This is a genomic window from Neobacillus sp., assembly GCF_031988165.1.
In the GTDB taxonomy this organism is placed as follows: Bacteria; Bacillota; Bacilli; order Bacillales; family Cytobacillaceae; genus Neobacillus; species Neobacillus rhizosphaerae.
This window is the reverse complement of the sequence record NZ_DALZYO010000015.1, coordinates 83,509-103,924: the sequence shown is the minus strand read 5'-3', so window position 1 is coordinate 103,924 and position 20,416 is coordinate 83,509. Positions and strand designations below refer to the sequence as shown.

At 40.2% G+C, this 20,416-nt stretch carries 16 protein-coding genes and 1 pseudogene; 2 read left to right on the top strand and 15 right to left on the bottom strand.

Features of this window, described 5'->3' with window-relative positions:
* Positions 1-80 precede the first annotated feature (80 nt).
* The 12 genes from RTR43_RS11145 to RTR43_RS11090 all read right to left on the bottom strand — a co-directional run bounded on the left by RTR43_RS11145 (position 81) and on the right by RTR43_RS11090 (position 16,405).
* Positions 81-518, bottom strand: coding sequence for a BrxA/BrxB family bacilliredoxin (locus RTR43_RS11145; RefSeq protein ID WP_312471873.1), 438 nt, complete (start codon positions 516-518; stop codon positions 81-83).
* Between the two features lie 111 nt (positions 519-629).
* The gene (gene meaB / locus RTR43_RS11140; RefSeq protein WP_312471871.1) at positions 630-1,754 is read right to left on the bottom strand and encodes a methylmalonyl Co-A mutase-associated GTPase MeaB; all 1,125 of its coding nucleotides are present in this window, start codon (positions 1,752-1,754) and stop codon (positions 630-632) included.
* Positions 1,754-3,895 (bottom strand): methylmalonyl-CoA mutase, encoded by a 2,142-nt coding sequence (gene scpA, locus RTR43_RS11135; protein ID WP_312471937.1) that lies wholly within the window; start codon positions 3,893-3,895, stop codon positions 1,754-1,756. The genes meaB and scpA overlap by 1 nt, the downstream gene beginning before the upstream one ends.
* 37 nt (positions 3,896-3,932) lie before the next feature.
* Positions 3,933-5,825, bottom strand: coding sequence for a methylmalonyl-CoA mutase subunit beta (locus RTR43_RS11130; RefSeq protein ID WP_312471869.1), 1,893 nt, complete (start codon positions 5,823-5,825; stop codon positions 3,933-3,935).
* A 136-nt stretch (positions 5,826-5,961) separates the two neighbouring features.
* Positions 5,962-7,263, bottom strand: a complete 1,302-nt coding sequence (locus RTR43_RS11125) for a dihydrolipoamide acetyltransferase family protein (RefSeq protein ID WP_312471867.1) — start codon at positions 7,261-7,263, stop codon at positions 5,962-5,964.
* A gap of 139 nt (positions 7,264-7,402) precedes the next feature.
* Positions 7,403-8,386 carry an alpha-ketoacid dehydrogenase subunit beta gene (locus tag RTR43_RS11120; protein WP_312471866.1) on the bottom strand — a complete coding sequence of 328 codons (984 nt, stop codon included), beginning with the start codon at positions 8,384-8,386 and terminating at the stop codon, positions 7,403-7,405.
* A 12-nt stretch (positions 8,387-8,398) separates the two neighbouring features.
* Positions 8,399-9,400, bottom strand: a complete 1,002-nt coding sequence (locus RTR43_RS11115; protein ID WP_312471864.1) for a thiamine pyrophosphate-dependent dehydrogenase E1 component subunit alpha — start codon at positions 9,398-9,400, stop codon at positions 8,399-8,401.
* A gap of 38 nt (positions 9,401-9,438) precedes the next feature.
* Positions 9,439-10,860, bottom strand: coding sequence for a dihydrolipoyl dehydrogenase (gene lpdA, locus RTR43_RS11110; RefSeq protein WP_312471862.1), 1,422 nt, complete (start codon positions 10,858-10,860; stop codon positions 9,439-9,441).
* A 22-nt stretch (positions 10,861-10,882) separates the two neighbouring features.
* Positions 10,883-12,001: a butyrate kinase gene (gene buk, locus RTR43_RS11105; RefSeq protein WP_396954564.1), complete on the bottom strand. Its 1,119-nt coding sequence runs from the start codon at positions 11,999-12,001 to the stop codon at positions 10,883-10,885.
* Between the two features lie 157 nt (positions 12,002-12,158).
* Entirely contained in the window at positions 12,159-13,262 is a 1,104-nt protein-coding gene (gene bcd, locus RTR43_RS11100) for a branched-chain amino acid dehydrogenase (protein WP_248736589.1), read from the bottom strand.
* 29 nt (positions 13,263-13,291) lie between these two features.
* The gene (gene yqiS, locus RTR43_RS11095; RefSeq protein ID WP_312471854.1) at positions 13,292-14,197 is read right to left on the bottom strand and encodes a phosphate butyryltransferase; all 906 of its coding nucleotides are present in this window, start codon (positions 14,195-14,197) and stop codon (positions 13,292-13,294) included.
* Between the two features lie 132 nt (positions 14,198-14,329).
* Positions 14,330-16,405, bottom strand: coding sequence for a sigma 54-interacting transcriptional regulator (locus RTR43_RS11090; RefSeq protein WP_312471853.1), 2,076 nt, complete (start codon positions 16,403-16,405; stop codon positions 14,330-14,332).
* Between the two features lie 186 nt (positions 16,406-16,591).
* Between RTR43_RS11090 and RTR43_RS11085 the strand changes: the two genes are divergently transcribed.
* Positions 16,592-16,825, top strand: a complete 234-nt coding sequence (locus RTR43_RS11085; RefSeq protein WP_248736586.1) for a DUF2627 domain-containing protein — start codon at positions 16,592-16,594, stop codon at positions 16,823-16,825.
* Positions 16,826-16,834: 9 nt separating this feature from the next.
* Here the strand turns inward: RTR43_RS11085 and RTR43_RS11080 are convergent, their stop codons facing one another.
* Positions 16,835-17,563 (bottom strand): glycerophosphodiester phosphodiesterase, encoded by a 729-nt coding sequence (locus RTR43_RS11080; RefSeq protein WP_312471848.1) that lies wholly within the window; start codon positions 17,561-17,563, stop codon positions 16,835-16,837.
* A 59-nt stretch (positions 17,564-17,622) separates the two neighbouring features.
* Between RTR43_RS11080 and RTR43_RS11075 the strand changes: the two are divergent.
* Positions 17,623-17,826 (top strand): annotated as a pseudogene (locus RTR43_RS11075) (YycC family protein); the annotation flags it as partial.
* On the opposite strand, the gene spo0A reads toward RTR43_RS11075, so the two are convergent.
* Together spo0A and spoIVB are read right to left on the bottom strand one after the other, a co-directional pair.
* Positions 17,777-18,568, bottom strand: coding sequence for a sporulation transcription factor Spo0A (gene spo0A, locus RTR43_RS11070; protein ID WP_312471847.1), 792 nt, complete (start codon positions 18,566-18,568; stop codon positions 17,777-17,779). The pseudogene RTR43_RS11075 and the gene spo0A sit on opposite strands and share 50 nt — an antisense overlap.
* Before the next feature lie 291 nt (positions 18,569-18,859).
* Positions 18,860-20,158, bottom strand: coding sequence for a SpoIVB peptidase (gene spoIVB, locus RTR43_RS11065; RefSeq protein WP_396954563.1), 1,299 nt, complete (start codon positions 20,156-20,158; stop codon positions 18,860-18,862).
* Positions 20,159-20,416 lie beyond the last annotated feature (258 nt).

Below are 20,416 nucleotides of genomic sequence, written 5' to 3'. Positions count from 1 at the left end.
TTGTGTTTTTTAAAGTATTTTTTTCCAAACAAAAAAGGACCAAGCTCCCTTAGGAGATTGACCCTTTTCTTACTTCGGTATTAAAATTCTTCACAATATTCATCAAATTCCTTTTGCAATCTTGAAACCACTGTAGCTGGATCGAAGCCTTCGATTTGATGTCTTTCGACCATTGAGCAAATCTTCCCGTCCTTTATTAGTGCAAAGGAAGGAGAGGATGGCGGATAGCCGGTGAAATAGTTTCTTGCAGTTTCGGTTGCTTCCTTATCCTGCCCGGCAAAAACGGTAACAAGATGGTCAGGACGTTTATCATAATGAACAGCAAATGCTGCCGCAGGACGTGCAACACCACCTGCACAGCCACAAACAGAATTAATCATTACTAACGTTGTTCCTTTTTGTGTAAGGGCCTCATCCACATCCGCAGATGTTTTAAGTTCTTTATACCCAGCAGACACGATTTCTTGACGTGCCTGATTAACCACATCATTCATGAAAAGGTTAAAATCCATGCTCATAAAAAATCACTCCTTCATGTTACGTATATAACTACATCATAACAGTTAAAATGTGTTTTTTTCAAATGAAATCATTTTTAACCTATGAAAAAACTGCCAGAAACGGCAGCTTTAATCTTTTGGGGATAAAAAGGTATTAAATAAAGTTGCAACTGCTACAGCAACAGTCGTTTCCCCGGCAATCACTTCATTTTCCAGCTTGGGCAGCGCACTTTTTACACCGTTATGATGATAAAAATAAAATTGAAGTTGGTCGGTTATCATGGAATAAAGCCATTCCCGTGCTTGGATTTTCCTTCTATTATCAAACACTCCTGAAGTTTTCCCCGTTTGTTCGAAGGATTGTATTACCCTCCAGATTTCACTGATACCCTCCTGAGTCCTAGATGAACATGTATAGGCCTTTGTTTCCCATCCTTTTGTAGCAGGCTGCAAGAAGTGGAGGATGCGGTTATATTCATTTCTTGTCTGTGTAGCTTTCGGTTTGTTTTCTCCATCTGCTTTATGAACGAGTATCGCATCTGCTAGTTCCATGATTCCTTTTTTCATTCCCTGCAGTTCATCCCCTGCTCCTGTCAGCACGAGCAGCATGAAAAAATCGACCATATCTCGAATAATGACTTCACTTTGGCCAACTCCAACCGTTTCGATTAAAATCACATCAAAGCCAGCCGCTTCACAAATCAGCATCGATTCCCTTGTTTTTCGATGAACCCCGCCTAGCTTCCCAGCAGTAGGTGAGGGGCGGATGAAAGCTCTTGGGTTTCTCGCCAATTTCTCCATTCTCGTTTTGTCCCCGAGAATACTGCCGCCGCTTATACTTGAGCTTGGGTCAATTGCCAGGACTGCTACCCGATGCCCATGGTCACACAAATAGCTCCCGAAGGCCTCAATAAAAGTGCTTTTTCCTGCACCTGGGACACCAGTAATGCCAATACGAATGGCATTACCAGAATGAGCCAATAGTTTTTGAAGGAGCGCCTGTGCTTTTTTGAAATGCTGCTCGGCGTTACTTTCCACTAGGGTGATGGCTCTTGCAAGTAGACTCCTATCACCTTTAAGAACCCCTTCATAAAGTTCTTCAACAGTTGGTTCGCTGTTTCTACGTTTTTGAAAGTGGATGTTTTTTTGTATTGAAACTGCTTGGCCTTCTTGCATCTGTCCTTTTCTTACTATACTTGAACAATTTCCAGGGTTATTCGGATCACTCCACTCCGGTTTTTGATCCGCAGCCATTATTGCGACACTTCCTCATACCCAAGTTGTTTATAAATCTCCTTGATTACCTTTTGAGCTGCAACCGGAATAATGGTACCAGGTCCAAAAATGGCAGCTGCACCATGATCATATAAGAATTGATAATCCTGGGCAGGAATGACTCCGCCAGCGACAACCAGAATATCTTCACGACCAAGCTTTTTCAATTCGGCCACAAGCTGAGGCAATAATGTTTTATGACCGGCAGCAAGCGAACTCATTCCAATCACATGGACATCATTTTCAACCGCCTGCAAAGCTGTTTCTTCCGGAGTCTGGAACAATGGACCAATATCCACATCAAAACCAAGGTCTGCAAATGCGGTGGCTATTACTTTCGCACCGCGGTCATGACCGTCCTGGCCCATTTTCGCCACTAGAATTCTTGGTCTTCTTCCTTCATTTTCAAGGAATTCATCGGACATTTTTTGAACTTCAGTGATTTCCTCTTCATTGTTAAAAGCAGTACTATAAACACCGCTTATCGAGCGGATAATTGCTTTATGTCTGCCAGCTACCTTTTCAATAGCATCAGAAATTTCACCTAATGTCGCTCTTGCACGGGCTGCCTGAACCGCAAGCTCTAATAGATTTTGTTCACCTGTTGCCGCAGCATTTGTTAAGAACGTTAAGGCTTCCTCCACTTTATGGTCATTACGACCTGCCTTTAAGGAATTTAATTTCTCAAGTTGCTTTAAGCGGACCGCTGTATTATCAATGTCCAAAATATCTATCGCTTCTTCTTTCTCTAAACGGTAACGATTAACACCAATGATTGTTTCTTTTCCGGAATCAATTTTGGCTTGTCTCCTTGCTGCCGCTTCTTCAATTCTCATTTTCGGGAGGCCGGTTTCAATCGCTTTCGCCATTCCCCCGAGACCTTCGACCTCTTCGATATGTGTCCAAGCTCTTTTTACCAATTCATCAGTCAGCTTTTCAACATAATAAGAGCCAGCCCAGGGATCAATTACATTTGTTATCCCTGTTTCTTCTTGTAAAAACAACTGTGTATTACGGGCGATTCGAGCGGAGAAATCGGTTGGCAAGGCAATCGCTTCATCTAAGGCGTTAGTATGAAGTGATTGCGTATGACCCATTGCCGCCGCATGCGCTTCAATCAGTGTCCTAGTAACATTGTTAAATGGATCCTGCTCCGTTAAACTCCAGCCAGATGTTTGCGAATGGGTACGTAATACCAACGATTTTTCGTTTTTTGGATGGAAGGATTTCATCATTTTTGCCCAAATCAATCGGGCTGCCCGCATTTTGGCCACTTCCATAAAGTAATTCATCCCAATTGCCCAGAAAAACGACAACCTCGGAGCAAATGAATCGATTTCGATTCCCGCTTTAAGGCCTGTCCTTACGTATTCCAGACCGTCAGCTAATGTGTAAGCCAATTCTAAATCTGCCGGTGCCCCGGCCTCTTGCATATGGTAGCCAGATATGCTGATACTATTAAACTTTGGCATGTATTTGGAGGTATATTCAAAGATATCAGCAATTATTTTCATCGACATTTCAGGCGGATAAATATAGGTATTACGAACCATGTATTCCTTTAAAATGTCATTTTGGATTGTTCCAGATAGCTTTTCCTGACTGACTCCCTGTTCTTCGGCCGTTACAATAAAGAAGGCTAGAATTGGAAGCACCGCCCCATTCATTGTCATCGAAACAGACATTTGATCTAGTGGAATTCCGTCAAAAAGAGTTTTCATGTCGAGAACGGAATCAATCGCCACACCCGCTTTCCCGACATCCCCAACCACGCGCGGATGATCAGAATCATAGCCTCGATGGGTGGCTAAATCAAAGGCAACCGATAATCCCTTTTGCCCCATGGCGAGATTGCGGCGATAAAAGGCATTACTTTCCTCAGCCGTTGAAAAACCTGCGTATTGTCTGACAGTCCATGGACGATTGACATACATAGTCGGATAAGGCCCTCTTGTATATGGCGGTAGCCCTGGAAGATCATCAAGATGCTCTAATTCTTCCCGGTCTTCTTTTGTATAAAGCGGTTTTAAGAAGATTTGTTCATTTGTTTCAAAAAGTAAATCATCAATAGAGCCATCTATTTCTTTTTCGGCCTTTTTCTGCCACTCTTCTTTTGTCATGGATTGTTGCTTATCAAACAATGAAATAGTTTGAAAGTCAGGCTTTTGTTTCTTCAACCGAGCTCACCTCCAAATCATTAAGGATTTCTGCAAGGATTTCATAGCAGTTGCTTTTTATATGGATAAATTGCTTAATCCCTTCATCCTTCCACTGGATCTGTTTTTCCTTTTCCGGGAGTCCCGCTAAGTAAAAAATCCGTTCAGGATATTCAGCTATTAAAATAGTTAGGATTTCATGACCCACCATTTCATACTGGTCATTTGTTCCGCAAAAGCAAAAGTAGTTAAAAGGTTGTTCTGAAACAAATTGTCTAGCATTCTCTACTGTTAAGATAGGCTTACTTTCTTGTGTTTTAATTCCACCTGCCGCAAGAAAACCTTTCATAAAATCAAGCCTTGCTTTATGTTGTTTTAGCTCACCAAGACAAAGCATCCCCACTAATGGCAGGTCCCCTGCTGTTTTTTTCGCCAATTGGTTGGCCTTAATTCGCAATTCTTCAAATGGTTCTGCCAATCTCCGTTGTGGGATTGCCTCTATTTTTATTAATGAAGTGTCCACACCAACAAAATATGGTTTTTTCTTCAATCGTTTCTTTTCAGGGACCATTTCATTCAAGTTAGCATAGACATTTGTTCCAACAATACTTTGTTTTCTAGTTTGAATATCTTTGTTCTTTTTTTCATATACAGCAGCTATGTCCCGTTGCAGCCAATTAGATTTTAATACTTCAAGAATACCGCTATTAGCTTCGATTTGCTGAAAGTATCTCCAAGCCTTTTCAGCCAGCTGGTTGGTTAATTCTTCCACATACCAAGAACCACCTGCAGGATCAATAACTTTTTTCAGGTGTGCTTCTTCTTTTAAAAGTAGTTGTGTATTTCTAGCAATTCTTTCAGAAAAAAGGGAAGAGCCAGTAAGGTTATCAAATGAATTCACATGTAAATATTGCACGCCCCCAATTACAGCAGCAAATGCTTCATTTCCAGCACGAAGAAGGTTTACATAGGGGTCATTAACGGTCTTTGTAAAGGAAGAAGTTTCAGCAGCTATATGCATTCCACACGCATCACCTTTTACACCATATGCATCAGTAATACGCCTCCACAGTACCCGTGCGGCCCGGAGTTTCGCAATCTCCATGAAAAAGTTGCCTCCAATGGCAAATTGAAAGATCATTTTCTCAAGGATTTCTTCCAATTCCATTCCGGCTTCATGAATCTTTTCGAGATAATATACCCCTACGGCCATGGCGATTCCGAGCTCTTGAACAGCATTCGCCCCACCATTATGATAGGGAACAGTGTCAATTAAAATCGTCTGTAAGTTTGAAAGTTTTTCATTTGACTGTTGAATGTTCTTTACCCATTCATTGAAAAATTCCTCGGAAATAAACTCTTCTTCTACAAATTGGGCAATTGGATCAGAGCCTATGTATCCGCTGATTTTGTCAGCAGAGCCTTCTCTATCTGCTATTTTTTTCAATAGATTCAGAAACCCAGACTGGAATTCTTTTGCGTTAATGGCAAACGGATATTGAGAAAATAATTCTGCTATTACATTTGAAAAGCTTTTATTTGTTTCAAACAAATTCTTCGAAACCTCAAATGAGATAGCAGATTGCCCTTTTTCAAATGCATGAAGAAACTTCTCTTCCAATTCTTCCGGTGTTTGATAGGTAAGATGCTGGGCTATCTTCCATTCATTTGTAATATATCCAAGTGGGTATATACCTCTTCTAAAATCTGAACCACCTGGATATACTGGAACTGGCTGCTCGTCCTGTCGGGAATAAAGCGGTTTCAAAATAATATTTTCATATGTAATACTATCTAATGCTTCAATCGTTTTCCCTTTTAGTGATGTCTCTGCTATTGTTTTCCATTCGGTTATTGTTTTTGAAGGAAAAGTTTGATTTTTTATTTTTTCCAAACTCCTCAGCCCCCTTCCGCGTGCATAATTAAAATAAAATTCAATTAATTCTACTTAATACTATTTTATGGTACAAAGGCAATTCAAGCAATGAAAACAAACAACCGCCCCCATACTCGGTAGCGGTTGTTTTAGATTAATAAATGGAAGTTGTAGATTTCGAAGTGTTTTCTAGGATCTCTTTCACACGTTGTAAGAAACGGCCACAAACAAGTCCGTCTAATACTCTGTGATCAAGTGACAAACATAAATTAACCATATCACGAACTGCAATCATACCATTATTCATGACAACTGGACGCTTGACAATCGACTCCACCTGTAGAATAGCCGCTTGTGGGTAATTTATGATTCCCATTGATTGAACAGAGCCAAAGGAACCCGTATTGTTTACAGTAAAGGTTCCTCCCTGCATATCTTCTGACTTCAGCTTTCCAGTTCTCACTTTCACAGCAAGTTCAGAGATTTCACGGGCAATACCCTTAATTGTTTTTTCATCCGCATTTTTGATAACAGGGACGTAAAGTGCATCATCTGTTGCAACCGCAATCGAAATATTGATGTCTTTCTTTTGGATGATCTTTTCACCAGCCCACATCGAATTGATTTGCGGGAACTCTTTTAATGCCTGTGCCACTGCCTTCACAAAGAAAGCAAAGAATGTTAAATTAAAGCCTTCTTTTTTCTTGAATTCACCTTTTAAGGAATTACGATAGTCAACAAGATTAGTTGCGTCCACTTCAATCATGGTCCATGCATGTGGTGCTTCATGCTTGCTGCGCAGCATATTAGCCGCAATTGCTTTACGAATGCCAGTTACCGGAATTTCAATGTCTCCAGCTTCCACTGGGATATTCACTGCTGGTGCAGCTGGCGCCTTAGTATGAACTGGCTGGACCAATTCTTGTTTTGCAACCTGCTCAACTGCAGGCTGTTTCGCTGCTTCCACTGTTTGTCCCGCAACTGGAATATTTCCAGACTCAAGTAATTTAAGTAGATCTTTTCTCGTAATCCGTCCACCTGCACCGGTGCCTGACACCTGAGTTAAATCAATGCCATGTTCTTGAGAAATTTTAAGAACGGCAGGTGAATAACGGGCTTTGTTTCCTTGATCTGCTTGGGAAACAGCTGCTGCAGCATTATTAGGAACTTCTGGCTGTTTTTCACCTGCTGCTGGGGTTTCCTCAACTTTGCCGCCTTCCATTTCAATCGTACAAATAATTTCGCCGACTGCTAATGTGTCACCTTCACCCGCAATTAGTTCTTTTATCACACCAGTAAAAGAGGATGGGACTTCTGCATTTACTTTATCTGTCATTACCTCTGCAAGCGGATCGTATTTATTGACTTTATCACCTACAGATACTAACCACTTACTAATTGTACCTTCGGTTACGCTTTCCCCTAACTGAGGCATTTTAATTTGTTCAAGAGTCAATGTTCATACCTCCTATAGTCCAGCTCCAGCGCCTAGCCCCTCGAGTCGCTTCGGTCCTGCCAATGAAGTCAAAGTACGACTTCACTGTCATGCCCTCCAGCGCTTGTCGGGGCTGCCCAAGGCGCCTCCGCTTTTCGTTTTAGTATTCTGCAAGCTCGCGCATTGCTTTTTCCACTTTATCAGGATTTACCATAAAGAATTTTTCCATCGTTGGTGCATACGGCATTGCCGGTACATCCGGTCCAGCTAGACGCATAATAGGAGCATCCAATTCAAACAAACAATTTTCAGCAATAATCGCTGACACTTCACCCATTATACTGCCTTCTTTTGTATCCTCAGTAACAAGAAGGACTTTACCAGTTTTCGATGCCGCTTCAATGATTGCTTCTTTATCAAGTGGATAAACGGTTCGCAAATCGAGAATATGTGCTGAAATTCCATCACTGGCTAATTTCTCCGCCGCTTGAAGGGCAAAATGTACACATAAGCCATAGGTAATAACAGTAATGTCTTCACCTTCCCGCTTCACATCAGCTTTTCCGATTGGCAAGGTGTAATCATCCGTTGGAACTTCCCCTTTAATTAACCGATAAGCCCGTTTATGCTCAAAAAATAGAACCGGGTCATTATCACGAATAGCTGCTTTTAATAAGCCCTTCGCATCATAAGGAGTCGATGGCATCACAATTTTCAAACCAGGTTGATTGGCAAATACCGCTTCAACCGATTGAGAATGATAAAGGGCACCATGTACTCCGCCTCCGTACGGGGCACGAATAACCATCGGGCAGCTCCAGTCGTTATTCGAACGATAGCGAATTTTTGCTGCTTCCGAGATAATTTGGTTGATTGCCGGCATAATAAAATCGGCAAATTGCATTTCAGCAATCGGTCGCATGCCATACATCGCTGCACCAATTCCGACTCCTGCAATCGCTGATTCCGCAAGCGGTGTATCAATGACGCGTTCTTCACCAAATTGCTCATATAAACCTTGTGTAGCCTTAAATACGCCGCCTTTTACCCCTACATCTTCTCCCAGTACAAAAACCTTTGGATCCCTTTCCATTTCCTCACGAATGGCCATTGTTATTGAATCAATATATGAAATGATCGCCATGTTCCTTCCCCCTTACTCTTCCGTGTCCGCATAAACATATTTCAATGCTTCTTCTGGTGCTGCATAAGGAGCATTTTCAGCATAATCAGTCGCTTCATTCACCTGTTTCATTACACGGTCATTGATTTCCTTTTCCAACTCATCATTCATCACACCTGTTTCCTTCAAATAGGCTCCAAACGTAATGATTGGATCTTGTGTTTTTGCCTTTGCCACCTCATCTGGTGCACGGTAAGAACGATCGTCGTCATCAGATGAGTGCGGTGTCAGGCGGTAGGAAACTGTTTCAACCAATGTTGGACCTTCACCACGGCGCCCACGATCAGCAGCGTCTTTAACTGCTTTATATACTTCCAATGGATCATTCCCATCAACAGTAATTCCAGGCATACCATACCCGATGGCACGGTCAGAAACCTTTTCACATGCTAATTGTTTTTCAATTGGAACAGAAATTGCGTATTTATTATTTTCACACATGAAAATAACCGGAAGTTTATGGACACCGGCAAAGTTAGCACCCTCATGGAAATCACCTTGGTTAGACGATCCTTCCCCAAAGGTTACAAACGTAACAAGGTCTTTTCTTTCCATTTTTCCAGCGAGGGCAACACCTACAGCATGCGGCACCTGAGTTGTTACTGGCGATGAACCTGTGACAATCCGATTTTTCTTTTGACCAAAGTGACCTGGCATTTGTCTTCCACCAGAGTTTGGATCCTCCGCTTTAGCAAACCCAGAAAGCATGAGTTCCCTAGGAGTCATACCAAACGTTAACACGACACCCATATCACGATAATATGGAAGTACGTAATCCTTTTCACGATCAAGGGCAAAGGAAGCTCCTACTTGTGCCGCTTCCTGCCCTTGACATGAAATCACAAAGGGAATTTTCCCAGCACGGTTCAATAACCACATCCGCTCATCAATCCGGCGGGCCAAAAGCATCGTTTCATACATTTCCAATACTTTTCCGTCGCTTAAACCTAAAGCTTCATGACGATTTTCTACCATTTATTTCTTACCTCCCAATTGTTCGCTTGAAAAATAGCTTATGAATGGATCGCATTCCCATCAACTGCAAGTGCCGCTTCCCCGATTGCCTCTGAAAGAGTTGGGTGTGGATGAATAGTATGAGCGATTTCCCATGGTGTTGCATCCAATACCATCGCAAGCCCTGCCTCTGTAATCATATCGGTAACGTGCGGACCAATCATATGCACCCCTAGAATATCATTGGTCTCCTCATCAGCGATAATTTTAACAAATCCATCTGATTCTCCAAACACAAGTGCCTTTCCGATTGCCCGGAAAGAAAACTTCCCTGTTTTTACTTTATGCCCTTTTTCTTTTGCTTGGTCTTCTGTTATTCCGACGCTTGAAACCTCTGGATTACTATAAATACATCTTGATACTAGATTATAATCAAATGGTGAAGGATCCTTCCCAGCAATATGTTCTACGGCTAAGATTCCTTCATGCGAAGCAACATGGGCGAGCTGTAAGCCACCAATCACATCGCCAATTGCGTAAATATGTGATTCCTTCGTTTGGAAAAATTTATTTGTTACAATAAAGCCTTTTTCTACTTGTATCTCTGTATTATCAAGGCCAATACCTTCCGTGTTCGCCTGACGTCCAACCGAAACAAGCAGCTTTTCAGCTTTAAATTCTTTTACTGTGCCTTTTACCTCTGCTGAAATGGAAACTCCATTATCCCTAACAATCGTTTCTGAAAGGACTTTCGCACTTGTAACAAGTTTAATACCTTTTTTCTTCATCAACCGCTGCATTTCTTTGGAGATTTCTTTATCTTCCGTCGGAATGATACGGTCAGCATATTCAATAACTGTGACTTCCACCCCGAAATCAGAAAGCATTGAAGCCCATTCAATGCCGATTACACCGCCACCAACAATAATAATTGAACTTGGCAATGCTTCAAGCTGTAGAGCTTCATCAGATGACATCACGTATTCTCCATCAATTTCTAGTCCTGGAAGTGTCCTTGGTCTCGAACCTGTAGCCACAATCACATTTTTCGGAATCAACATCTCATTTTCTTCGCCATTATTCATTTCAACTGAAATTGTCCCAGGCATTGGTGAAAAAATCGACGGGCCGAGGATGCGTCCTAACCCTTCATAAACATCAATTTTCCCTTGCTTCATTAAATGCTGAACACCTTTATGTAGTTGGTCAATGATTTTATTCTTTCTTGCTTGCACCATACTGAAATCCACTGAAACATCACTTGTGATGACTCCGAAGTCCTCACTATGTTTCGTTGTAGCAAAAACTTCTGCACTTCTTAATAGTGCCTTACTTGGGATGCAGCCTTTATGCAGGCAAGTACCACCAAGTTTTCCTTTTTCTACAATTGCCGTTTTTAAGCCAAGCTGAGAGGCGCGAATGGCAGCCACATAGCCGCCTGTTCCACCGCCAAGAATGACTAAATCGTATTCTTGTGCCATTTATCTTTCCTCCCCTATATCCTTATATTTTCGCTGTTGTAAAATTTCCGGGATACATCTTTACATCTTCTTCATTACGTAAAACGCGAAGGGCACCTTCGGCAAGTGCTTGAAGTTCATTTTCACCAGGTTGAACAATTACATCAGCGATCCAATTAATTCTATCAGAAATTGATTTCACAAAACCTTTTCCGTAAGCAAGACCACCCGTTAAAATGATCGCATCTACCTTGCCTGATAATACAGCACTGGCAGCTCCAATTTCTTTGGCAACTTGATAGGCCATAGCATCATAGATAAGCTTCGCCTCAACGTCGCCAGCCTCAATTCTTTTCTCGACCTTTACGGCATCATTAGTTCCAAGGTATCCAACAAGCCCACCTTGTCCAACAAGGCGCTTCATGATTTCTTCCCGGTAATGTTCCCCTGAATAACAAAGCGCGATTAAATCCCCAGCTGGCACAGTTCCTGCACGTTCTGGACTAAAAGGTCCATCACCATGTAGACCGTTGTTCACATCAATAACCTTTCCATCTTTATGGACGCCCACTGTAATCCCGCCGCCCATATGGGTAACAATTAGATTCAACTCATGATATTTTTTTCCTAATTCCTTAGCCACTCTTCTAGCAACTGCTTTTTGGTTTAATGCATGAAAGATACTTTTTCTTTCAATCAAAGAGAAGCCAGAAATTCTTGCAATAGGGTCTAGTTCATCGACAACGACTGGATCGACAATAAACGATGGAATATTAAGTCCTGAGGCAATTTCATAGGCAATAATACCACCAAGATTCGATGCATGCTGACCTGAAAAACCGGATCGTAAATCCTTCAGCATCAAGTCATTAACTGCATATGTGCCCCCATGGATTGGACGAAGTAATCCTCCCCGCCCACAAACAGCAGATAATTTAGAAATATTGATTCCTTCCTTATCCAGTGTTTCCAAAATAGTCTTTTTTCTAAAATCATATTGATCAATTATATTTGTAAAAGTATTAATGATCTCCGTCTCATGACGGATGTTCTTTTCAAAAATGGAAATTTCATTATCGAAGACTCCAATCTTGGTGGATGTTGAGCCTGGGTTGATGATGAGAATTCGATATTCTTTATCTGACAACGTAGTGACCCCCATTTAACAAAAACATCATTTAAAGGCAAACGCGCTGAATTTGCCATTCAGCGCTCTGCCTTTACTATTTTTTAAAACATCAAAATTTCCATCGTAGAATTTCGAATACTGTCAAGCTCCAATCCATCCGACGCTAAACGAGCGCTTGCGCTTTTTTCACTTACCTTGAAATTCTATGACTTAGAATGTGATGGCCATTTTGCAGGAATTGGCTTCTAGAATTACGGATTCTTGCAATTCTCTCTTCTGCCATCCGGTCAGCTGCAACGTATGTTGGAATGCCATCACGTTTTGAAATTTCGATTACTGTTTCAATCGTTGTATAAAGCTGTTCCACCTTTTTCATAGCCCGTTCTTGGTTGTATCCATAGAGTTCATCAGCAACATTGATGACACCACCAGCATTAATAACATAATCTGGGGCATAAACAATACCCATTTCATGGATGATATCCCCGTGACGGGTATCTTTTAATTGATTGTTAGCCGAACCCGCAATAACCTTTGCTTTTAGTTGAGGAATGGTTTCATCATTGATAGTTGCTCCAAGAGCACATGGGGCATAAATATCACATTCAACACCATAAATTTCATCTGGGTCAACTGCAAGTGCACCAAATGCTTCTACTGCACGATTAACCGCCTCTTTATTAATATCGGTTACAATCAGTTGTGCACCCTCTTCATGTAAATATTGGCAAAGAGTATACGCTACATTTCCAACACCCTGAACAGCCACCACTCTTCCTTCTAGCGAATCAGACCCAAAAGCCTCTTTCGCAGCAGCCTTCATTCCACGATAAACACCAAATGCTGTTACCGGTGAGGGATTGCCTGATGAACCGAATGCTGGAGAGATTCCTGTAACGAAATCTGTCTCTTCGTGAATTAAATCCATATCAGCAACAGTTGTACCCACATCTTCTGCTGTAATATATCGGCCATTTAGCCCTTGGACATAACGGCCAAATGCACGGAACATTGCTTCATTCTTATCTTTTCGAGGGTCACCAATAATAACGGTTTTACCGCCCCCAAGATTTAAGCCTGCTGCTGCATTTTTATAAGTCATCCCTTTGGCTAGACGAAGGGCATCTTCAATTGCTGCTTCTTCTGATGCATATGTCCACATGCGTGTTCCGCCTAAAGCAGGTCCAAGTGTTGTATCATGAATCGCGATAATCGCTTTCAAACCTGATTGTTGATCCTGACAGAATACTACTTGCTCATAATCATATTTTTCTAAGTACTTGAAGATTTCCATTGTTTTATTCCTCCTCGAATGATGAATATCTATTTTTTAATACAGCATAACGCTAACGCAAGTGAATAAAGCTTACTTTCCGCTGAATCGGCCCTAGATGTTAACACAATCGGTGCTTTAGCACCAGCAACAACGGCACCAACCCTTGCTTCCGCAAAGTAAATTAATGATTTATACAATACATTTCCAACTTCGATAGTAGGTACCAATAAAATATCGGCTTTACCAGCTACTTCACTCTGTATTCCTTTATGTTCTGCTGCGATTGCTGAAACAGCATTATCTAAGCCAAGCGGCCCATCAACGATGCAGCCAGATATTTGTCCCCGTTTATTCATCATCGTCAATGCAGCAGCATCCATGGTTGCCGACATCACTGGATTAACTACTTCAACTGCGGCAATGGGAGCTACTTTCGGAGTTTCGATTCCAATCGACTTGGCCAATGAAACAGCATTTTTTATTATTTGCGCTTTTTGTTCCAAGTCAGGTGCAATATTCAATGCAGCGTCTGTTACAATCATAAGTTGGTCATAGCCAGGAATTTCAAAAAAAGCGACATGCGATAAAACATTCCCTGTTCTTAGTCCATATTCCTTATTTAAGACAGCCTTTAAAAAAATATTGGTTGGAATATTACCTTTCATTAGTACATTGGCTTCTTTATTAAAAACAGCCTTAACAGCTAACTCTGCTGCGTTGGCAGTTGAATCGGCCTGAACAATTTTTACATGATTACTGTTCATCCGTTCATCCATTTTCCTTTCAATGAGTGAAGAAATTTTATCTTTATCACCGAACAGGATGAAATGAGCAAGATTTCGATTTAATGCATCGATAACAGCTTCTATGACTTCTGAATCTTCTGCTGCAGCAACTGCAACAGTATTTATGCCTTCATGGGTTGCTTTGTCAATTAGTGAATCTAGCAACAAGTTATCATCAACCCCTTCTCCAATTACTGCTACTCCCAATTATTAATGTGCAAGATTTGTGCCAAAACACATTTGTATGAAAACGCTTTATCGCGCCAATTATACTGTGCAATATTTTTCATATCATGAAATTTATTGCATGCTATTTTTTTCAAGATTGTATTTTTCGAGCTTATAATATAAATTCCTTACAGATAACCCAAGCGTTTTGGCCGTTAATGTCTTATTACCTTTTAAGCGGAAAAGTGTTTGCTGAATGATTTTTGCCTCATATTCTTCCATCATCGCCGATAAAGAATGGGCTAATGTAAAGGATTCACTCGTATTGGTAAGGGTTAGCTCACTACCATTTTTTTTATTTTTTAACTCAGGTAAATGATGAACATCGATTAATGTCTCATAATAGTTCATAAAAATAATCGCTCGGCCAAGAATATTTTCTAATTCCCTTACGTTCCCCAACCAATCATACCCCATTAACTGAAGTAAGGCTGCTTGGGTAACTCCTTCAACGTTACGTCCATAGTCGCGATTAATTTTTTGAATAAGTCGTTCACATAATAACGGAATCTCTTCTTTTCGATTTCGAAGTGGCGGAATATGAATGGGCATGCGATTTAAACGATAATATAAGTCTTCCCTAAAGGATCCATTGGCAATACCCTTCTCTAAATTAACATTGGTGGCAGCAATGACTCTGACATTAATGATGACAGGCTTTGTGGCACCCACACGAATGATTTCGTTCTCTTGTAATACCCTTAACAGTTTCGCCTGAGTATTTGCAGAAAGCTCGCCAATCTCGTCGAGAAAGATGCTGCCATTATTCGCTTCTTCAAAAAAACCTCGTTTCCCTCCTCGGATCGCCCCGGAAAAAGCCCCTTCTTCGTAACCAAATAGTTCACTTTCTAGCAATGATTCAGAGATAGCGGCACAATTAACCCGAATAAATTTGTTATATTTCCGATCACTTGCATTATGTATGGCATGGGCAAACAACTCTTTTCCCGTTCCGGACTCACCGCGAAGAAGGACGGTTGCAGGTGTTTTCGCTCCAAGTTTTGCCTGCTCAATGGCAAGCATCATTTCATCGGATTGCCCAACAATATCCTCAAAGGTATATTTGGCCTCCAGCGTACGAATGATTTGCCTGGCTCGGCTCAATTCCCTGCTAAGTGATTTCATTTCCGACATATCATGAATAACACCGACGCTCCCCTTCAATTTCCCTTTAACAATAATCGGTGCAACATTCACAATTACTTCCTTTTTATTTGGGCCTACCCTCATCGGGACACCACGGACAGCTCGTCGGGTTTGTAGTACCTTCATATGCATACTCTCACCTTCAGATATATCCGCAGTAGCAGGCTGGCCAATTACTTGCTCTTGTGTGAGGCCGGTAATACGGGTATAAGCTGGATTGATGAGGATTCCCCTGCCATCCTCATCCACAACAGAAATAGCATCATCACTCGAATGGATAATCGCTTGAAGCATGGTTTGGATTTCTTTTAAATCCGTAATTTCCTCAGCTAGATTTACAACCTCTGTAATATCTTTAAAAACAGCAAAAGCCCCGATTAATGTTCCGTTTTCTTCAATGATGGGAATACGGGTTGTGATGATTTTCCGATCATTACCCAACAACATTTCTTGGTTCGCTTCTATTCTTCTTGTTTTAAGAATTAGCGGTAGCCTGGTTGTTGGAATGACTTCAACTATAGATTTTCCGATTGCCTCATCTTTTTTTACTCCCATTATTTCTTCAGCTCGTTTGTTAAACAAGATGACGGTTTCATGATTATCAATCACCATCATCCCATCATTAGCAGCATTAAAAATTAGTTCCTGCTGATAGGATTCATTTTGGTGCTTCACAACCAGTTCTTCTTTTTCTTCCAAAAGCTTTGAAAGCAGAAAGGCAACACTTCCCGGAATCAACACTGTTTTCTTCTTTTTAGCATTTCTTATTTCTTGAAAAACAGCATCATTACCCGTTACTTCAATAATGATATCGATATTTTCAGTTAGAAAAGGCTGCCAATGGGTCCCTGTTTTAATCCCCTCTTGTTGGGCCAATAAAATGCCTGGTGCATCCAAGTTGCGATCAATCACCAGATGGACTTTTAACACCTCTGATTCTTTTAAAATTTTTAAGATTGCGGTACCACCCTTGCCGGCTCCAACAATCATTACGTTTTGCATGTTCTCCGGCCCCTTTAATAAAGAAATTTTTTTCATCCCATCCCAGGGAAAATATGCAATTTATTTCATTATCTATTTTATAACCAAACTCCCGCCTTGACAAATTTCTTCTATGTAATAGTATTTTCATGAGATATAATCAAGGTATACCTTTACTTAAAAATATATATTGGAAGGACATATTTAATGAAGCGTATTATTGCTCTTATCATTTTGTTGATCCCAGGAATTTTAGCCGCTTTAGGAATAAAATTAATGCGTGATATGACCTTTGGCATTCTTCAAGCACCATTCCCTTATTTATGGCTTCAATTTCTAATCGGATTGGTTTTTTTTATTGGTGGTCTCGGTTTTGTCGCTGGGTTTATTTTTCACCGTGATCGAAAAAGAAACAATGTTCAAGCTAGATTCAAAAAATAAAAAGAGGCCTTATGGTCTCTTTTCATATTGTTTCCGTATTTTAAATGCCTTAACTGGATCATCTGTAATGATGGCCGTGCAATTTAGGTTAAAAAGGCGATGCATATCTGCATCTTTATTAACCGTATAGGGCCGGACAGCAATTCCATTTTCCATCGTATTTTTGATGATATTATCAGACATAGCAGAATGTTTAGGGTGAATCCCTTTTGCTTTAATGGATTGGGAATAAATCCATGGCATATAGATTCCTTCAATGAAAAGTGGCGCTGTTTCAATTTCTGGTGCCAACCGATAGCAGTAAACGATACTATAGTGATTAAAAGACGAGATAATTATCCGGTCCGATAAGCCATGTTCTCGGACCTGTTGAATGACCTTTTCTTCCATTCCTTCATAGGCGATTAAACCATTTTTCAGTTCAATATTACATAGTAATTTATTTGTTTTCAGCCATTCAAGAACCTCGGATAAAGATGGAATCGACTCTTTCTTAACACCTTTGTTATTTGCGTTAAGTTTTCTGATATCCTTATATAAAAAATCTTTAACAAACCCTTTACCACTCGTTGTTCGGTCAACCTTTTCATCATGGATGACAACAATTTCACCATCCTTTGTTAATTGAACATCAAGCTCAATCCCGTCTGCTCTTGCCTTTTCTGCCTCAACAAAGGCTCCCATTGTATTTTCAGCAAAAGAGGCAGAGTATCCGCGGTGCGCAAAAATTTGTGTCATGTTTTCACTTCCTAACATTAAAATGAAGGGATTACTTAAAATCTTTACCCTTATCACTAGAAACAACAATAAAGGTTTCAGAGAAATTAAATGTACCGATAGAACAGCTTATGCAATGCCATTCGCAAATTCTCATTCAAAAACTAATTGAATGGGAAAAGAAAAAGCCTTCATTCACTGTGATGAAGGCTTTCAAAATATTTACTGGCCCATTCAAGAAGCCTTATGTTCTAACCGTAATTTATCAGCGACCATGGCGATGAATTCCGAATTTGTCGGTTTTGCTTTTGTCATGCTGACAGTGTATCCAAAAAGACTGGAAATCGAATCGATATTTCCACGGCTCCAAGCCACTTCGATGGCATGACGAATAGCACGCTCCACTCGGCTTGCGGTTGTATTATACTTTTTTGCAATATCAGGATATAACACTTTCGTGATAGAGCCTAATAGTTCAATGTCGTTATATACCATGGAAATGGCTTCACGTAAATATAAATAACCTTTAATATGTGCTGGAACCCCAATCTCATGAATAATACTTGTAATGCTGGCATCCAAATTTTTTGGCTTATGTTCTGATTGAGAGCGATAGCTTGAGGATGGAGCCTTACGTGTGAACGAATTGGAATTCCCACTGACTTGCCGAATATGGTTACCGAGATTTTCCATATCAAAGGGTTTTAAAATAAAATAAGATGCTCCAAGGTCAACAGCCTTTTTCGTCACATCTTCTTGCCCAAACGCTGTCAGCATAATGACATTTGGAATAGCCCCTTTCTTTACCTCCCGCAGGCGCTCAAGTACTGCCAAACCATCAAGATGCGGCATGATAATATCTAAAACAAGTACATCAGGATCTGTTGTAGATAACATATCTAAACACTCTTGACCATTATGAGCAATCCCAACCACTTCCATATCCTCTTGGGATGATATATAATCCTCTAATAAACCAACCAATTCCCTATTGTCGTCAACGACACAAACTTTTATTTTCTTCACTTCCGGTTCCTCCTCAATTCAACTCAACTCTATTTCATCATAAACCGCTATCTAATCCTTAATTCTATTCTAATTTACAAATTCGACAATGCAACAAAAATTCCTCTCATTTTTTTAATATTTCTTAAAATAGTGATAATATCTTATCTTTTCTTTGTTTTTCTTTCTTTTTCGACTAATTTCGCATTTTATCCACTTTGGCCTTATTGTTTTCCAAGCATTTATAAAAAAAGAAGCAAAATAGGATAATCCACCTATTTTGCCCTAAAAAGCGTTCATGATCATCCTTTTTTAACTTGCTTTGTTTTTTGGTGTTTCGTATATGTTAATTCCAGCTTCGTTTAGCATCCATTCAATATGCACCCCATAACCTGAGGTTGGATCATTGACAAAGACATGTGTGACGGCTCCGACAAGCTTTCCATCTTGAATAATCGGACTTCCACTCATCCCTTGAACAATTCCTCCTGTTTTTTCAAGGAGCTTAGGATCGGTTACTTTTATGACCATTCCTTTTGTAGCTGGAAACTTTTGCGGGATTGTGCTTACAATTTCAATATTAAATTCTTCGACGCGATCATCATTAACCACGGTTAAAATCTTTGCAGGTCCTTCTTTTACCTGATGGGATAACGCTATTGGCAGAGCTTTATCCATCACTCCATTTTTAAATTCTTTATTTAATTCTCCAAAAATCCCAAACGGACTATTCTTTTGGATATTCCCAACAATCTCACGGTCAGAAGAAAAGCGAGCAAGCTTTTCACCAGGATCACCATTACTTCCCTTTTCAATTGAAGTTACTGTAGAACGGACTATTTGGCCATCTTCGACCACAATTGGTTTTTTTGTATCCATATCAGAAATAACATGCCCAAGTGCACCATATTTTTTAGATTGAGGGTGGACAAAGGTCATTGTTCCAATTCCTGCAGCTGAATCTCGAATATATAAACCAAGCTTATAGGTATTTTCCCCTTTATCTTTTAATGGAGTAAGTTTGGTCGTGATTTTTCCACTTTCACGGCTAATGACCATATCAAGAGCTTTACCATTTTGTCCTGCTGTTTGCACAAACGGTGCTACATCGGTCATTTTCTCTATTTTATTACCATTAATTTCGGTAATCATATCTCCGATTTTAATCCCTGCCATTTCACCAGGAGATTTTTTTCCATTCGTTGTATTTATTAAATGGTGCCCTACTACCAAAACACCAACCGTATTTAATTTTACACCGATGGATTGTCCCCCTGGGATAACTCGAAAATCTTTTAAGACATGTACATCGACCTTTTTAATTGGGATCCCAGCATATTCTAGAAGCATTTCATTTTTGCCTTTTTCAGATGCATTAACCGAAACCGAATGTTCTTCTTGATCCAATGTGTTTTTCGAATTATGAGAAACAAAAGCGGCTGATACCGGGCCAGCCTTTTTGAAAGTGTAATCCTGTCCTTCAAAAACAGTAATTGTCTTTGGTATTTTAATGTACTGCTGAAACGGCTGAAAAAAGATAAGGCTAATTAATGAAACAAGGAGAATTCCACCAATAATCTTTCTAATTATTTCTAACTTCAAATTTTTCACTCTCCTCGCTTCTTTTCACAACATTGAAATGGCTACATCTTTAATTTTGCCTCCTTGACAATCATTTATAACTTGGTTCTACATAAAAAAGCTACCCATAATGGATAGGAATAGCAATTTGAACGGGTATAAAGGTCTTATGTAAATTCTGATACATCAAGGGTTGAGTATGACGGCAATAGGTTCTATTTGGGTCATTTATGGAGGTTGTTGACAAATTTGGTCAACTTTCCGTCAACAAATCATTTTTTCTTAGTA

Coding starts and splice junctions, on each gene's coding strand:
- RTR43_RS11145 (WP_312471873.1), bottom strand. CDS start 518: ATGAGCATGGATTTTAACCTTTTCATGAATGATGTGGTTAATCAGGCA.
- meaB (WP_312471871.1), bottom strand. CDS start 1,754: ATGGCTGCGGATCAAAAACCGGAGTGGAGTGATCCGAATAACCCTGGA.
- scpA (WP_312471937.1), bottom strand. CDS start 3,895: ATGACAAAAGAAGAGTGGCAGAAAAAGGCCGAAAAAGAAATAGATGGC.
- RTR43_RS11120 (WP_312471866.1), bottom strand. CDS start 8,386: ATGGCGATCATTTCATATATTGATTCAATAACAATGGCCATTCGTGAG.
- RTR43_RS11115 (WP_312471864.1), bottom strand. CDS start 9,400: ATGGTAGAAAATCGTCATGAAGCTTTAGGTTTAAGCGACGGAAAAGTA.
- lpdA (WP_312471862.1), bottom strand. CDS start 10,860: ATGGCACAAGAATACGATTTAGTCATTCTTGGCGGTGGAACAGGCGGC.
- buk (WP_396954564.1), bottom strand. CDS start 12,001: ATGGGGGTCACTACGTTGTCAGATAAAGAATATCGAATTCTCATCATC.
- bcd (WP_248736589.1), bottom strand. CDS start 13,262: ATGGAAATCTTCAAGTACTTAGAAAAATATGATTATGAGCAAGTAGTA.
- RTR43_RS11090 (WP_312471853.1), bottom strand. CDS start 16,405: ATGCAAAACGTAATGATTGTTGGAGCCGGCAAGGGTGGTACCGCAATC.
- RTR43_RS11085 (WP_248736586.1), top strand. CDS start 16,592: ATGAAGCGTATTATTGCTCTTATCATTTTGTTGATCCCAGGAATTTTA.
- RTR43_RS11080 (WP_312471848.1), bottom strand. CDS start 17,563: ATGACACAAATTTTTGCGCACCGCGGATACTCTGCCTCTTTTGCTGAA.